13 protein-coding genes and 1 tRNA gene are annotated in these 15004 nt (G+C 60.4%); 2 read left to right on the plus strand and 12 right to left on the minus strand.

Translation table 11 applies throughout. From position 1 onward, the window contains the following. Nucleotides 1-18: 18 nt before the first annotated feature. Genes LCH64_RS20900 through LCH64_RS20910 form a run of 3 tightly spaced genes read right to left on the minus strand, consistent with a single transcriptional unit; the run spans nt 19 to nt 2879 of the window. A complete protein-coding gene (locus tag LCH64_RS20900; protein WP_003228176.1) occupies nt 19-825 on the minus strand; it encodes an ABC transporter permease in 807 nt (268 codons plus the stop codon). After that, nucleotides 825-1745: an ABC transporter permease gene (locus LCH64_RS20905; RefSeq protein WP_226501147.1), complete on the minus strand. Its 921-nt coding sequence runs from the start codon at nt 1743-1745 to the stop codon at nt 825-827. Before LCH64_RS20905 ends, LCH64_RS20900 begins: the two co-directional genes overlap by 1 nt. Before the next feature lie 15 nt (nt 1746-1760). Then, nucleotides 1761-2879: an ABC transporter ATP-binding protein gene (locus LCH64_RS20910; protein ID WP_226501148.1), complete on the minus strand. Its 1119-nt coding sequence runs from the start codon at nt 2877-2879 to the stop codon at nt 1761-1763. Nucleotides 2880-3106: 227 nt separating this feature from the next. On the opposite strand from LCH64_RS20910, the gene LCH64_RS20915 reads away from it, so the two are divergent. Beyond that, nucleotides 3107-4009: a LysR substrate-binding domain-containing protein gene (locus tag LCH64_RS20915; RefSeq protein ID WP_226501149.1), complete on the plus strand. Its 903-nt coding sequence runs from the start codon at nt 3107-3109 to the stop codon at nt 4007-4009. Here LCH64_RS20915 and LCH64_RS20920 read toward each other — a convergent pair. Beyond that, the gene (locus LCH64_RS20920) at nt 4002-6059 is read right to left on the minus strand and encodes a methyl-accepting chemotaxis protein (protein WP_226501150.1); all 2058 of its coding nucleotides are present in this window, start codon (nt 6057-6059) and stop codon (nt 4002-4004) included. The two genes, LCH64_RS20915 and LCH64_RS20920, sit on opposite strands and share 8 nt — an antisense overlap. Before the next feature lie 442 nt (nt 6060-6501). On the opposite strand from LCH64_RS20920, the gene LCH64_RS20925 reads away from it, so the two are divergent. Continuing rightward, entirely contained in the window at nt 6502-7719 is a 1218-nt protein-coding gene (locus LCH64_RS20925) for an MFS transporter (protein WP_226501151.1), read from the plus strand. Nucleotides 7720-7904: 185 nt separating this feature from the next. On the opposite strand, the gene ychF is transcribed toward LCH64_RS20925, so the two are convergent. The 8 genes from ychF to LCH64_RS20965 all read right to left on the minus strand — a co-directional run bounded on the left by ychF (nt 7905) and on the right by LCH64_RS20965 (nt 14825). Further along, nucleotides 7905-9005, minus strand: coding sequence for a redox-regulated ATPase YchF (ychF, locus tag LCH64_RS20930; protein WP_003228166.1), 1101 nt, complete (start codon nt 9003-9005; stop codon nt 7905-7907). 22 nt (nt 9006-9027) lie between these two features. Next, entirely contained in the window at nt 9028-9612 is a 585-nt protein-coding gene (pth, locus tag LCH64_RS20935) for an aminoacyl-tRNA hydrolase (protein ID WP_003228164.1), read from the minus strand. A 169-nt stretch (nt 9613-9781) separates the two neighbouring features. Then, on the minus strand, nt 9782-10384 hold the full coding sequence (locus LCH64_RS20940) for a 50S ribosomal protein L25/general stress protein Ctc (protein WP_003228162.1): 603 nt from the start codon (nt 10382-10384) through the stop codon (nt 9782-9784). Between the two features lie 141 nt (nt 10385-10525). Continuing rightward, the gene (locus LCH64_RS20945) at nt 10526-11467 is read right to left on the minus strand and encodes a ribose-phosphate pyrophosphokinase (RefSeq protein WP_003171603.1); all 942 of its coding nucleotides are present in this window, start codon (nt 11465-11467) and stop codon (nt 10526-10528) included. 45 nt (nt 11468-11512) lie between these two features. Continuing rightward, nucleotides 11513-11587: transfer RNA gene (locus LCH64_RS20950), tRNA-Gln, on the minus strand. 37 nt (nt 11588-11624) lie between these two features. Beyond that, entirely contained in the window at nt 11625-12476 is an 852-nt protein-coding gene (gene ispE, locus LCH64_RS20955) for a 4-(cytidine 5'-diphospho)-2-C-methyl-D-erythritol kinase (RefSeq protein WP_226501152.1), read from the minus strand. Between the two features lie 3 nt (nt 12477-12479). After that, nucleotides 12480-13097, minus strand: coding sequence for a lipoprotein insertase outer membrane protein LolB (gene lolB / locus LCH64_RS20960; RefSeq protein ID WP_003228156.1), 618 nt, complete (start codon nt 13095-13097; stop codon nt 12480-12482). Between the two features lie 3 nt (nt 13098-13100). Continuing rightward, nucleotides 13101-14825, minus strand: coding sequence for a tetratricopeptide repeat protein (locus LCH64_RS20965; RefSeq protein WP_003228155.1), 1725 nt, complete (start codon nt 14823-14825; stop codon nt 13101-13103). Nucleotides 14826-15004: the final 179 nt, after the last annotated feature.

Genomic DNA, 15004 nt, shown 5'->3' on the forward strand with positions numbered 1-15004 from the left:
CCACGGTTCGTAGAAGGTTCAGGCGGGCTTTTTGCCCAGCAGGTAAGAGAGGCTGACGAACAGCACCGAGACGCCGAGGATCAGGGTCGAGACGGCGTTGACGTCGGGTGTCACGCCCATGCGCAACAGACCGAAGATGAAGATCGGCAGGGTGGTGGTGCCGGCCTGGGAGACCATCATCGAGATCACGAAGTTATCCAGCGAGACGATGAAGGCCAGCATCAGCCCGGAGAAAATCCCCGGCATCAGCAGCGGCAAGGTCACTTTGCGGAAGGTGCGCCACGGGCCGGCGTAGAGGTCGGCGGAGGCTTGCTCCAGCGACAGGTCCATGTCGTTGAGGCGAGCGCGGATCGGCAGGTAGGCGAACGGAATGCAGAACACCGTATGGGCGATGATCAGGTTGCCGTAACCCAGCGACAGGCCGATGGTGGAGAACAGGGCGAGCGTCGCCACACCGACGACGATTTCCGGCAGCACCAGCGGCAGCATGATTGCGCCCATCGACAGTTGCAGGCCCTTGAACCTGGCGCCGCGCGAAGTACCGAGGGCGGCGAGGGTGGCAATCGCGGTGGCGATCATGCTTGCGCAGACCGCGATCAACAGGCTGTTGCCGGCGGCCTGGCGCAGGGCCTGATTGGCGAACGCGGCGCGGTACCAGTCGAGGCTGAACCCGGTCCACACCGTCGCCGACTGGTTGGCGTTGAACGAGAACACCACCAGCACCACGATTGGCGCATACAGGTACAGATAGAACAGGAAACTGAAGCCGCCGAAGCCGGGGAAGTCCTGCACGCCCAGCCCTTTGCGTTTGAATAATCCGAGCATCACGCACCTCCCTTGGCGATGCGCTGGCGCTCGGCGCGCAGGGCATACACGGTCAGCACCAGCATCACGGCGGCCATCAGCACCAGCGACAGTGCGGCGCCGAACGGCCAGTTACGGGCATCGCTGAACTGCCGGAAAATCAGATTGCCGAGCATCATCCGCGTGCCGCCGCCGAGCAATTCCGGAGCGATCATTGCGCCCAGACAGGGCACGAAGGTGAGGATGGCGCCGGCGAGAATCCCCGGTTTGGCAATCGGCAGCACCACTTTGCGCAAGGTGCGCACGCGTCCGGCATACAGATCCTGCGCCGCTTCGAGCAGGCGGATATCCATCTTTTCCAGCGTCGCGTAGATCGGCAACACTACGAACGGGGCGTAGGTGTAAACCAGCCCCAGCAGCACCGCGCCGTCGGTGTACAACAACTGCAACGGTTCATGGATGACGCCCATGCCCATCAGGCTGTTGTTGATCACTCCGGTGTTGCGCAGCAGCAGAATCCACGCGTAAGTGCGGATCAGCAGGTTGGCCCAGAACGGCACGGTGATCAGAAAGATCAGCAAGCCACGCCGGTGCGCCGGTTGCATCGCCAGCCACACCGCGACCGGGAAACCGATCAGCAGGGTGATGATCGTGGTCAGCCCGGCGATGCCGATCGAGCGCAGGGCGATGATCAGGTAGGAGTCGGCGAACGCGAGGCTGTCGTCCATCTGGCGTTCGAACAGCAACGAGGTGTAAGCATCGGTGCTGAAGACTTTATTGACCCCGCCGTAGGGGTTGGCTTCCATCAGCGAATAGCCGATGACGATCAGGATCGGCACCACCAGAAACAAGCCGATGGCGAGCAGCGCCGGGCTCACTCCGAGGAAGCTCTGGAAAGCCTTGCGGCGTTCCAGCGTGTTGGCAATCGGTATGGCGTGCATGGCAACTCCTCGGGCTCAATCGTGCAGGACGCTGGCGCTTCCCCGGTCGAACAACAGACCGGCCTGACTGCCGACGGCAAAGCGCAGGCTCTGGTCGACGCAGTTAGGCGTGCGCACGGTGAGGCGCGAACCGTCGCTGAGGCTGACCTGATATTGCAGATCGGTGCCGAGGTAGATCTGCGCTTCGATCCGGCACGGCAAGGCGTTTTCCATGTCGGCTGCGACCAGATGCAGGCGTTCCGGACGCACCGACAACGTCACGCTGGCGCCGACCGCCACATCGCTGCACGCTTGCGCCGGCAACGGATGCCCGGCCGGCCCGGCGAACCAGGCCATGCCGTCTTCGACTTGCGTGACCGTGCCCTCGATGAAATTGGTTTCGCCAATGAAGTCGGCGACGAAGCGATTGCGCGGGCGTTCGTAAATGTCTTCGGGGCGGCCGACCTGTTGCACTTCGCCTTCGGACAACACGGCGATGCGGTCGGACATGGTCAGCGCTTCTTCCTGGTCGTGGGTGACGAAGATGAAGGTGATGCCGGTCTTGGCCTGAATCGATTTCAGCTCTTCGCGCATGGCCTGGCGCAGCTTCAGATCGAGCGCTGACAGTGGCTCATCGAGCAGCAGCACTTTGGGGTGTGGCGCCAGTGCGCGGGCGAGGGCGACACGCTGTTGCTGACCGCCGGACAGCTGCGCCGGTTTGCGCTGGGCGAAGCGCTCCATCTGCACCAGCGCGAGCATCTCGCGCACGCGCTCGGCGATCTGTGCCTTGTTCAGCACCTTGCCCATCGGCTGCGATTCGAGACCGAAGGCCAGGTTTTCGGCGATGGTCATGTGCGGGAACAGTGCGTAATGCTGGAACACTGTGTTGACCGGCCGCTGGAACGGCGGGTGATCAGCGATGTTTTCGCCGTACAGCAGGATCTCGCCTTCGGTAGGAAACTCGAAGCCGGCGATCATCCGCAGCAGGGTGGTTTTGCCGCAGCCGGAAGGGCCGAGCAGGGTGAAGAATTCGTTGTCGCGGATGTCCAGGTCGATGTTTTTCAACGCCACCGGACCGGTGTTCGGATCACCGTAAACCTTGCGCACCGAGCGGATCGACACCGCCAGCGTTTGCAGCGAATGCAGGGCATTCATGCGTTACCTCCGATTCCCCCATCGCCTGCGATGGCGCTGTGAATCAGCGACGTCGTCGGGCCATGGATATTATTTTTCTGGGCAGGATCGAGATTGCGTTCGGGGTGAAACCAGCTGTTTTTTTGTTCTGCTGTGGCTCGATTATCAGCGAGGGCTTGCGCGGGGCGAAACTTCAATTTAAACATGGCAGGTGTTAGTTAATTTAACAGCCAAAGGTGCCAGGAATCATGCCCGACCACCGTTTGCCGCCGCTCAACGCGGTGCGTGCGTTTGATGCCGCCGCGCGCCTGGGCAGCTACGTCGAAGCCTCGAAAGCCCTGCACGTGACCCAGCCGGCGATTGGTCGGCATGTGAAGTTGCTGGAGGAGTGGCTGGGCATTCAGTTGTTCGAGCGTACCTCGCGCGGGGTCAACCTGACGTCGGCGGGGGAGAAGTACCACCGCAAGATCGCCGCCGCCCTGCAGTTGATCATCGAGGCCGGCAAGGAAGCGCAGCCCAAAGAGGCCGAGCGCTGGTTGCGGATCATGGTGGTGCCGGGGTTCGCCAAGCGCTGGTTGATGCCGCGCATCGAAGCGATGCGCCATTTGCGTCCGGGTTTGAAGTTCGCCATCGAGCCGAATTCGACCTTCACCGAAGTCGATGGCAAAAGCGCCGATCTGGGCATTGTCTATGGCCTCGACGGGCAGTACGCCGACTCCCGTGAAGCGTTGATCTGCCCGCGCGTGTTTCCGATCTGCACCCCGGACTATCTCGCCAGTATCGGGCCTGTGGCCGGCCCGGCGGATCTGGTTCGGCATGAGCTGATCCACGTCGATGACGGCGAATGGTGGAACCTGTGGTTCGCCGCGCACGACCTGGATATTCACCTCAATTCCGACATGCTCTACGTCAACAACGATCACGCGCTGTCGGTGGCCGAGAGCGGGCAGGGCATTGCCCTGGCCAACGAAGTGCTGGTTCGCGAGGAACTCAAATCCGGCAAACTGGTGCGCGCGGTGGACGCCCAGGTGAAGCTGGAAAGCTATCGGGTCCTCACGCCGTCCGCCGAACTGTCGGCGGATGCGGCGTGGTTTATTCAGTGGCTGAAGACCGAGCTGGAAGCGGACTTCCCCGAGGCGCGGATCAGCTGAGTCGGAAGCGTGCGGTGTTGTCGCTCAGGGCCTTGCTGCCCTGGCTCAGGGTGTCCGCCGCCAGATTCACTGCACGGGCGCCTTCCAGCAGACGCACCGCGGCCTGATCGACCTGCTGGATATTGCCGCTGACTTCATCGGCGGTGCTCGCCTGTTCTTCCACGGCGGTGGCGATCTGCGCCAGGGTGTCAGTGACGCTCTGCACCGCGCTGGCAATTTCGCCGAGACGTTCACCAAGACCGGTCACCGCTTCGGCATCCGATTGCGCCTGGCCGCATGCGGCTTCCATCAGACTCACCGCTTCATTGACCGTGGCGCGCAGGCTGTCGACCGTGCCGGCAATCTGCGCGGTCGATGACTGGGTGCGCTGCGACAGGCTGCGCACTTCATCGGCGACCACGGCAAAGCCGCGTCCCTGTTCGCCGGCGCGTGCTGCCTCGATCGCAGCGTTGAGTGCCAGCAGGTTAGTCTGTTCGGCGACGCCACGAATGGTGTCGACCACCAGTTGAATCTGCTGGCCCTGTTCGCTGACTCGACCGAGTGCCGCTGCGGTGTCGTTCAAGCGTTGGTTGAGTTGCTGAATGCTCGCCGTGGTGCGCTGGCTGTCGCGGCTGCTGTCGGCAGCGATGCGCCGGGTGTGCTGGGCGCTGCCGGAAGCCTGTTCGCAACTCTGCGCCACACCTTGCGAAGTGGCGGCCAGTTGTGTCGCGGCGGCGGCGATCTGGCTGATCTGCAATTGTTGCGCTTCGACTTCGCTCAGCGCGCCGCTGGAGTGATCGTTGAGGCTGCGCACGGCGTGGCTCAGTTGCAAGGTTTCGTGATCGACGCCAAGCATGCTGTTGCGCAGTTGCACCACGGCGACGTTCAGCGCTGTGCTGATCGCCGCCAGCTCATCGCGGCCCACCACCGGCACTTTCAGGCTCAGGTTGCCGTCACGCAGGGCTTCGGCGAGCAAGGTGATGCCGCTGGCGCTGCGGCGGATCGAGGCTTGCAGGCAGACGAACAGATACAGCGCCGCCAGCAACAGGCAGCCGAACACCGCGGCGACCAGCATGAACTGGCGAATCGCCGAGGTGTGATAGGCGTCGAGGCGCTGATCCAGCGATACCAGCGATTGCTGGCGCAACGAGGCAAGATCGCCGAGCAGTGCATCGAGGCTGCGTTCGAAGTCTTCGGGCTTGAGGCTGATGCTGCCGCCGAACACGCCGTCATCCAGCACCTTGAGACCGGCATCAAGGCGTTTCAGGCTGTCGTGGTACTGGCCGGCCCAGGTCTGCAGATCACTCGGCAAACGCGCTTCGAGCAGGCCGGCGGTTTTCACCAGTTGTTCGCGGGCATCACCAATCCGTCCGCGCAGGTCGCGCAATTGCAGGCGGCTCTGCAGGGTGAACTGGCCCGAGACCACCGAAGCCTGACCGACAGCGGCGAGGCGGCCAACGCGCTCGATCAGGTCCGGGGCGTGTTGCGTGGAGATCTGCGTCAGCAGGTAGGTTTCAAGCCATGGCGCGAGGGTCAGGCGGTTGTCCATGACGATCTGCTCGCGCAATGCTTGCAGGGCGCTGAGGGCGTTGGTGAAGCGGTCGTAGCCATCCGGCCACCAGCCGACGCTGCTCAGGCTTTTCGAATCCAGGCCGCCGAGTGCACTTTGCAGGGCTTGAAAGCGGGCAAGGGTTTCACCTTCGGCGCCTTCCTTGCTCAGTGCATTGCCCAGGTCGCTGGTGGCTTGCACGAGCGCCGGTTGTACGGCGTCGAACGCGGCCATCGCAGCGAGGGTGGCCGGAGTCGGCTGGCGATTGGTCTCGGTGGCGCGCCAGCGAGCGGCGCGGTCGCGCTGGGCGGCGAGCAGGTTGTCCAGCGCATCGAGGCTGAGCAACTGGCGCACGCCAGCACGTTCGCCGGAAATCAGGTTGAGCTTGTCGCGATAGTCCTGGCCGATCATCAACAGACTGCCGGCCAACGGCAGAATGAACAGCAGAAACAACAGCTGGAATTTACGTGCGAATCCAAACCGCCCCAGCAATTTGATCCCCGGTGACAAGAAAGCCTGCATGCCTCATGACTCCTCTGGACACCACGCACCAATGGCGTGCATCGCGGTCGTGCGACCTCGATGTCGTGCCCTGCTAAAAGGCCTCGAAAGTTCACTCTCGCCCGCTCTGTAGGCCGGCTCTGTAGCGAAAATTCCCATTCTCGGCTGCCTTTGTAAGGCGGCCGCGTTCGAGGAGAGAAGCAAGGCAAGATTCAGACCATGGCGTTGCGCTATCACCTGAGCAATCGCTTATCCCATGTAGGAGCTGCCGAAGGCTGCGATCTTTTGATCTTACCCTTAAAAACAAAATCAAAAGATCGCAGCCTGCGGCAGCTCCTACAGGGATTGATGAGTTATGGAGTTGGACGTTAGTTAGCTGGCTAAGGGGATGGCGCTGGCGCACCGAAAAATGGCACATTGGCGCACCTGCCTGCGTGCACCCATCTGCTGTACGGAAACTTTCATGGCTATCAGCAACGCTCAGACCGCCGCTGCCTCGGCGTCCGCTCCTCCCCAAAGCAGCCCGTTGGTGATGCGTATCATCGGCGCGGTGGCGCTGGCGCATTTGATCAACGACCTGATTCAGTCGGTGCTGCCGTCGATCTATCCGATGCTCAAGGCCAACTATGGTTTGAGCTTCACCCAAGTCGGTTTGATTACCCTGACCTTTCAACTGACAGCATCGTTGCTGCAGCCGTGGGTCGGTTATCACACTGACCGCCATCCGAAACCGTGGCTGTTGCCGGCAGGTTCGGTTTGCACGCTGATCGGCATCGTGATGATGTCGATGGTCGGCAGTTTCCCGTTGATTCTGCTGGCGGCGGCGCTGATCGGTATCGGCTCCTCGACCTTCCACCCCGAGGCTTCGCGGATTGCCCGGCTGGCCTCGGGCGGGCGCTTCGGTCTGGCGCAGTCGACCTTCCAGGTCGGTGGTAACGCCGGTTCTGCGTTCGGCCCGTTGCTGGCGGCAGCGATCATCATTCCGTTCGGTCAGGGCAACGTGGCGTGGTTCGGTCTGTTCGCGGTGTTTGCGCTGTTCGTGCTGTACCGCATCAGCCGCTGGTACGCCCATCACCTGAACCTGTTCAAGCTCAAGGCCGGGCAGGCGGCGACTCACGGGCTGTCGAAGGGCAGGGTGACCAGTGCGCTGGTGGTGCTCGGCTTGCTGGTGTTCTCCAAGTATTTCTACATGGCCAGCCTCACCAGCTATTTCACCTTCTACCTGATCGAGAAATTCGACCTGTCGGTGGCCAGTTCGCAGCTGCACCTGTTCCTGTTTCTCGGCGCGGTGGCGGCGGGGACGTTCTTTGGCGGGCCCATTGGCGACAAGATCGGGCGTAAGGCGGTGATCTGGTTTTCGATCCTCGGCGTGGCACCGTTCACCTTGCTGATGCCGCACGTCGATCTGTTATGGACCACCGTTCTCAGCGTGGTGATCGGCTTCATTCTGGCTTCGGCGTTCTCGGCGATTGTGGTTTACGCGCAGGAGCTGGTGCCGGGCAATGTCGGGATGATTGCCGGGGTGTTCTTCGGCTTGATGTTCGGGTTTGGCGGGATTGGCGCGGCGCTGCTTGGGCATCTGGCGGATGTCCATGGCATCGAATACGTGTATTTCCTGTGCTCGTTTTTGCCGTTGTTTGGCGTGCTGGCGATTTTCTTGCCGCGAACCAAGAAGGCCTGACTACACAGTTCAAACTGTGGGAGCGGGCTTGCTCGCGAATGCGGTGTATCAGTCGATATTAATGTGGCTGACACACCGCTTTCGCGAGCAAGCCCGCTCCCACAGGGTATTGCTGGTGTTGCATACAAATCTGTCAGGCACAAAAAAGCCGCGTATCAAACGCGGCTTTTTCTTCGGCGTGTCGCTTAGACGTTGAAGCGGAAGTGCATCACGTCGCCGTCCTTGACGATGTAGTCCTTGCCTTCCAGGCGCCATTTACCGGCTTCCTTGGTACCGGCTTCGCCCTTGTACTGGATGAAGTCGTTGTAGGCGATCACTTCGGCGCGGATGAAGCCTTTTTCGAAGTCGGTGTGGATCACGCCAGCGGCTTGTGGTGCGGTGGCACCGACGCGGACGGTCCAGGCGCGGACTTCTTCGACACCGGCAGTGAAGTAGGTCTGCAGGTGCAGCATTTCGTAGCCGGCGCGGATCACGCGGTTCAGGCCAGGCTCTTCCAGGCCCAGGGCCTCGAGGAACATGTCTTTCTCTTCGCCGTCGTCGAGCTCGGCGATTTCCGCTTCGATCTTGTTGCACACCGGAACGACCATGGCGCCTTCTTCTTCGGCGATGGCCTTGACCACGTCCAGGTGCGGGTTGTTCTCGAAACCGTCTTCAGCGACGTTGGCGATGTACATGACCGGTTTGGTGGTCAGCAGGTGGAAGCCCTTGATCACGGCCTTTTCGTCAGCGCTCATGTTCTTCATCAGGCTGCGCGCAGGCTTGCCTTCGGTGAAGTGCGCGATCAGTTGCTCCAGCAGAGCCTTCTGAACCACGGCGTCCTTGTCACCACCCTTGGCGTTGCGCGCGACTTTCTGCAGTTGCTTCTCGCAGCTGTCGAGGTCGGCGAAGATCAGTTCCAGGTCGATGATCTCGATGTCGCGCTTCGGGTCGACGCTGTTGGACACGTGGATCACGTTGTCGTCTTCGAAGCAGCGCACGACGTGAGCGATGGCGTCGGTTTCGCGAATGTTGGCCAGGAACTTGTTGCCCAGACCTTCACCTTTCGACGCGCCGGCCACCAGGCCTGCGATGTCGACGAATTCCATGGTGGTCGGCAGGATGCGCTTCGGATTGACGATCGCCGCCAGAGCCTCCAGACGTGGATCCGGCATCGGCACGATGCCGCTGTTCGGCTCGATGGTGCAGAAGGGGAAGTTCTCGGCCGCGATACCGGATTTGGTCAGGGCGTTGAACAGGGTGGACTTGCCGACGTTAGGCAGGCCGACGATGCCGCAATTGAATCCCATGGTGTTTCCCCTCGGATTAGAGTCAGGCCTTCTGGCTGTGCAGGTTTTTCATCGCGCGGTTCCATTCACCGGCGAGGATATCCGGCAGCACGCCGAGGGCAAAGTCGATGCTGGCATCGAGTTTTTCCTGTTCGGCGCGTGGCGCACGACCCAGGACGAAATTTGAAACCATACTGGCGACGCCCGGGTGGCCGATGCCAAGCCGCAGGCGGTAGAAAGTATTCTGATTGCCCAGTTGCGCGATGATGTCGCGCAACCCGTTGTGACCGCCATGGCCGCCGCCCTGCTTGAGCTTGGCGACGCCCGGAGGCAAGTCGAGTTCGTCGTGCGCCACCAGGATTTCTTCAGGCTTGATGCGGAAGAAACCGGCGAGTGCCGCCACGGCCTGGCCGCTGCGGTTCATGTAGGTGGTGGGAATCAGCAGACGAACATCCTGACCCTGATGCGAGTAGCGCCCGGTCAGGCCGAAATATTTGCGATCGGCCACAAGGTTCACACCTTGCGCGGCAGCGATGCGCTCAACAAAAAGGGCCCCTGCGTTATGCCGGGTCTGTTCGTATTCAGCGCCTGGATTTCCCAGGCCAACGATCAGTTTGATGGCAGTCACGATAGGGGCCCTTCCTTGGAGTGGTGGATAACATCGCCGCAAGCAGTGAAGGCGGCGAAAGTGGACGAAAATTGCTCATTTACCATGAATGTAAACTCCGCGTTCTCGCCCGCTTTCTCGCTACGTTCCAGTCCGCGATGTTTCACTCACTCCGACGAACAGAGTGAAATTACTCTGCTGCGCCTTCTTCGGTAGCTTCTGGAGCAACACGTGGAGCGTGGACGTTGGCTACTGCCTTGTCATCGCCGTGTGCCAGAGCAACGAACTCGACACCTTTAGGAGCTTTGAGGTCCGACAGGTGAACGATGGTGCCGATTTCAGCGTCAGCCAGGTCGACTTCGATGAACTCAGGCAGATCTTTTGGCAGGCAGGAAACTTCGATCTCGGCAACAACGTGCGAGATTTCGCCGCCTTTCTTCACTGGAGCAGCTTCGTTGATGAAGTGCACAGGAACAATAGCGGTCAGTTTCTGGCCAGCTACAACGCGTACGAAGTCAGCGTGCATCACGTGGCCTTTGGCCGGGTGACGTTGCAGAGCTTTGATCACGACGTTCTGCTTCTTGCCACCAACGTTCAGCTCGATGATGTGGCTGTAAGCCGCTTCGTTTTCGAGCAGTTTGGCAACTTCTTTGGCCAGCATGCTGATGGATTCAGGGGCTTTGTCGCCACCGTAAACTACAGCTGGAACCAGGCTTGCGAGACGACGCAGGCGGCGGCTCGCACCTTTCCCCAGGTCGGAACGCACTTCAGCATTCAGAGTAAAATCGTTCATTTTGTATCTCCAAAATAGCCATGACCGAGTGGCGTTTGCGACCAGCGCCGAACACGGTATGGGCAAAAAAGCCCCGCCCCGACAGGAATGCCGGGGCGGGGCGCTTTTCGTCAACGAGACATTTCGAGAAGGGCAGGGCCCTTAACGGAACATCGCGCTGATCGATTCTTCATTGCTGATGCGGCGAACCGCTTCGGCAACAACCGGTGCGATATCCAGTTGACGGATACGTGCACAGGCTTGTGCTGCAGCGGACAGCGGGATGGTGTTGGTCACCACCAGCTCGTCCAGCACGGAATTTTCGATATTCTCGATGGCCCGACCCGACAGCACAGGGTGTGTGCAGTAGGCAAAGACCTTGGCTGCGCCATGCTCTTTCAGGGCCTTGGCCGCGTGGCACAGAGTGCCGGCGGTATCGACCATGTCATCGACCAGAATGCAGGTACGCCCTTCGACATCACCGATGATATGCATCACTTCAGAGTGATTGGCTTTCTCACGGCGTTTGTCGATGATCCCGAGATCCACGCCCAGGGATTTGGCAACAGCCCGTGCACGCACGACGCCACCAATGTCCGGGGACACGATCATCAGGTTTTCGAAGCGCTGATCTTCAATGTCATCCACCAGAACCGGGGAGCCGTAGATGTTATCTACCGGAATATCGAAGAAACCCTGAATCTGGTCAGCATGCAGATCAACCGTGAGAACACGGTCGATGCCGACTACGGTAAGCATGTCAGCAACGACTTTCGCGCTGATAGCCACACGTGCGGAACGCGGACGGCGATCCTGACGGGCATAACCAAAATAAGGAATAACAGCAGTAATACGAGTAGCCGAGGAGCGGCGGAAGGCATCAGCCATCACTACCAGTTCCATCAGGTTATCGTTGGTCGGAGCGCAAGTCGGCTGAATAATGAAAACGTCTTTACCGCGAACGTTTTCATTGATCTCTGCAGTAATTTCACCGTCGGAAAATTTGCCGACAGAGATGTCACCGAGAGGGATATGCAGCTGACGTACAACACGCCGAGCCAGATCGGGGTTAGCGTTCCCCGTAAAGACCATCATCTTGGACACGCGCAGTACCTAGAGGCTGAGGGTAACCTGGATGAGTATAGAAAATGGCAGGGGCGGCTGGATTCGAACCAACGCATGGCAGGATCAAAACCTGCTGCCTTACCGCTTGGCGACGCCCCTGTATCTGTTGCTTCAAGTGCCTGGCACTTGATTCCTTTTAGAGCAGACTTTGCAGCTTGCGATGCAACATCGAAACGTTGCTTCCTTTCGCTACAAACCCTGTAAGGGTCTCTGTCAGAAGGGCCGAGACTTTATCAGCTTCAGCTTTGCTTGGGAAGCCCCCAAACACACAACTTCCAGTTCCGGTGAGTTTTGCTTCGGTAAATTTACCTAACAAATCCAATGCGTTACGTACCTCTGGATAACGCCTTGCAACCACCGGCAAGCAGTCATTTCGACTGTTTCCCTCGGGAACGGGGCGCACTTTAATGGGCGGCGTGTTACGTGTCAACAAAGGATCGGAAAAAATTTCTGCCGTACTTACAGAGACTTGCGGCACGAGTACCAGATACCACGGTTCTTCGGGGTCGACCGGGGTCAGTTTCTCGCCCACGCCTTCGGCAAATGCTGCATGGCCACGGACGAAAACCGGCACGTCTGCACCGAGCGAAAGGCCCAGCGCGGCGAGGCGATCTTCATCCCAGCCCAGTTGCCACAAGTGATTGAGGCCGAGCAGGGTGGTCGCCGCGTTGGAGCTGCCGCCACCGATGCCGCCGCCCATGGGCAGCACCTTGTCGATCCAGATGTCGATGCCGAGTGTGCAGCCGGACTGTTGCTGAAGCATTTTTGCCGCGCGCACGATGAGATTGCTGTCGTGGGGCACGCCCGCGAATTCGGTGTGCAGCTGAATCACGCCGTCATCGCGTACGGCGAAGGTGATTTCGTCGCCGTAATCGACAAACTGAAACAGCGTCTGCAGTTCGTGGTAGCCGTCTGCACGGCGCCCGATAATGTGCAGCATCAGGTTGAGCTTGGCCGGCGACGGCAGCGTCAGACGTGGAGCGGTCATGCGTTATTGCCCCAATTTACGCGGTTGCCAGGTCTTGATCACCAGCGTCACGTCCAGATCGGTGCCGTGCAGCTTGATCCGCTCGGGCAGCCAGTAACCGTTTTGCTCGGCATAGCTGAGGTATTCGACCTTCCAGCCGTCCTGTTCCAGGTTGGCCAGGCGACTGTCGTTATCGAGGGACACACGGCTTTTGCTGCTTGGCGCCGGCAGGCCCCGAACCCACCAGGCCAGATTGGACACCGGCAGTTTCCAGCCGAGTTGTTCTTCGAGCAGCGCTTCCGGCGATTCGGAGTCATAGCGGCCCTGGTTGGCAACTTCCAGCGAGACCTTGCCCGGGCGCCCGGTCAGGCGCGCCGCGCCGCGACCCAGCGGGCCGGACAGGCGAATGTCGTAGTAGTCCTGGCGTTGCAGCCAGAACAGCGTGCCGCTACCGGAATCTTTCGGTGCGCGGATGCCGATCTTGCCGTCGATCTGCCAGCCGTCGAGGGCGGTCAGCTGTTGTTTGTTCGCGGCCCACTGAGCCGGACTGCCGTGGCCCTCGACCGATTCGCGAGCGCCGAAGCCCGCGCAACCGGCGAGCAGGGCGATGAAGCTGAAAACAATAACGTGGCGCAAAAACATGAGTTAAAGAGTCTCGGATCCGGTCAGGCGCTTGATGGTGCTGCGCAGGATGGTGCTGTCTGGCTGATCTTTGAGGTATTTGCCCCAGATCTGCTTCGCCTCGCGCTGATTGCCCTTGACCCACAGGACTTCGCCCAGGTGCGCGGCGACTTCGTGGTCAGGGAAACGCTCGAGGGCCTGACGCAGATATTTCTCGGCGTCGTCCAGATTGCCCAGGCGGAAATTCACCCAGCCGAGGCTGTCGAGTACCGCCGGGTCTTCCGGATTGATCTGGTGCGCCTGTTCGATCAGCGCCTTGGCTTCAGCGTAACGGGTGGTGCGATCGGACAGGGTGTAGCCCAGCGCATTGAGCGCCATGGCGTTGTCCGGATCGCGCTTGATGATCAGGCGCAGGTCTTTTTCCATCTGCGCCAGGTCATTGCGTTTTTCCGCGAGCATGGCGCGGGTGTAGAGCAGATTCAGGTCGTCCGGGTATTGCAGCAAGGCTTGCTGCAAGACTTTCCAGGCCTTGTCGTCCTGTTTGTTGGCCGAAAGAGTTTCGGATTCGATCAGATACAACTGGATCGCGTAATCCGGCTGGGCGTCACGCTCGGCGGCCAGTTTGCTCTGGGCTTCGGCGGTCTTGCCGTTGTTCATCAGGATATCGGCCTGACGCAGTTGCGCCGGCAGATAGTCGTTGCCCGGGCCGACCTGGGCATACTCGATCAGCGCGCCCTGCGGGTCGTTGCGCTCTTCAGCGATGCGACCGAGGTTCAGGTGCGCCGAGTCGACGTGGCTTTCGCGGGCGATCAGGTCTTCCAGATAACCCTTGGCCTCATCCCAGGCCTTGGCTTCCAGGCAGACCAGCGCCAGCGAGTAACGCAGTTCGTCGTCTTCCGGGTATTGCTGAACGAGCGTGGAGAACTCGACCTTGGCGTCGTCCATCCGGTCCTGTTCAACCAATGTACGTGCGTAGGTCAGGCGCAGACGCTTGTCGTCCGGGTACTTCTTGATGCTTTTGCGCAGCAGCGGCAGTGCCTCGTCGCCACGATTCATGGTTTGCAGCAGGCGGGCGCGCAGCAGGATCGGGGCGATTTCGCCGTCTTCCGGCGGATGGTCTTCAAGCAGGCGCAGCGCCGCTTTATTGTCGCCATCCTGCTGCAGCAGCAGGGCCTTGCCGAAAATCAGCTGATTGTTGTTCGGATGACGCTGCAGCAGGCGGTCGAAACTCTTCATCAGGCCGTTGCGGGTTTCCTGATCGGTATCGGCCGCGGACAGCGCGAGAAAGTCGAAATGGGTGTCGCCCTTGCCCTGCAGGACTTTTTCCATGTAGACCATGGAGTCGTCATAACGCCCGGCGCGGGCCAGTTGCACGGCGGCGGCGCGTTGCGCTTCCAGATCGTCCGGGGCGTTTCTCGCCCAGATCAGCGCGGTATCCAGCGCAGGCTGGTCGGCACCGAGGTATTCGGCGATGCGGAACGCGCGTTCGGAAACCCCCGGATCCTGGGTGTTGATGGCCTGGGTCACGTAGTTGTCCAGGGCAATGTCGAAACGATTGCGCTGGCCGGCGAGTTCGGCGGTCAACAGGCTGTATACGGTTTCCTCGCTGAACGAGCTGTAAACCTTGGGCTTTTCAGGCGTGGGCGTGGTGTCTTCGACCGGCGGCGTACCGTCCGGCGAAACGGGGGCCAAGGCCTGGCAGCCGCTGAGGAAGACAAAAGCTAGGAGCAACGCGGAAGATCTATTCATATAGGAAGAGGACGACTAACCTGCGGTCGGATCATCATGACACAAGCCTTCGGCCAAACATAACCGAGTCTCAGTTGTGAGCATTATAGGCACCAACCATTGGGACAATAGTCAGCGGTAGTTGTTCTGAATCTGACGAAGTAGGACAATTGCCGGCTTCACGTCACTATCAGCGACCT

The sequence above is a fragment of the Pseudomonas sp. MWU16-30322 genome (assembly GCF_020515535.1).
Taxonomy (GTDB): Bacteria; Pseudomonadota; Gammaproteobacteria; order Pseudomonadales; family Pseudomonadaceae; genus Aquipseudomonas; species Aquipseudomonas fluorescens_H.

Excerpts from the sequence above, each read along its gene's own strand:
- LCH64_RS20910 (WP_226501148.1), bottom strand. The coding sequence starts at position 2,879 with ATGAATGCCCTGCATTCGCTGCAAACGCTGGCGGTGTCGATCCGCTCG.
- LCH64_RS20905 (WP_226501147.1), bottom strand. The coding sequence starts at position 1,745 with ATGCACGCCATACCGATTGCCAACACGCTGGAACGCCGCAAGGCTTTC.
- LCH64_RS20940 (WP_003228162.1), bottom strand. The coding sequence starts at position 10,384 with ATGAACGATTTTACTCTGAATGCTGAAGTGCGTTCCGACCTGGGGAAA.
- LCH64_RS20900 (WP_003228176.1), bottom strand. The coding sequence starts at position 825 with ATGCTCGGATTATTCAAACGCAAAGGGCTGGGCGTGCAGGACTTCCCC.
- LCH64_RS20920 (WP_226501150.1), bottom strand. The coding sequence starts at position 6,059 with ATGCAGGCTTTCTTGTCACCGGGGATCAAATTGCTGGGGCGGTTTGGA.
- ychF (WP_003228166.1), bottom strand. The coding sequence starts at position 9,005 with ATGGGATTCAATTGCGGCATCGTCGGCCTGCCTAACGTCGGCAAGTCC.
- ispE (WP_226501152.1), bottom strand. The coding sequence starts at position 12,476 with ATGACCGCTCCACGTCTGACGCTGCCGTCGCCGGCCAAGCTCAACCTG.
- LCH64_RS20925 (WP_226501151.1), top strand. The coding sequence starts at position 6,502 with ATGGCTATCAGCAACGCTCAGACCGCCGCTGCCTCGGCGTCCGCTCCT.
- lolB (WP_003228156.1), bottom strand. The coding sequence starts at position 13,097 with ATGTTTTTGCGCCACGTTATTGTTTTCAGCTTCATCGCCCTGCTCGCC.
- LCH64_RS20965 (WP_003228155.1), bottom strand. The coding sequence starts at position 14,825 with ATGAATAGATCTTCCGCGTTGCTCCTAGCTTTTGTCTTCCTCAGCGGC.
- LCH64_RS20915 (WP_226501149.1), top strand. The coding sequence starts at position 3,107 with ATGCCCGACCACCGTTTGCCGCCGCTCAACGCGGTGCGTGCGTTTGAT.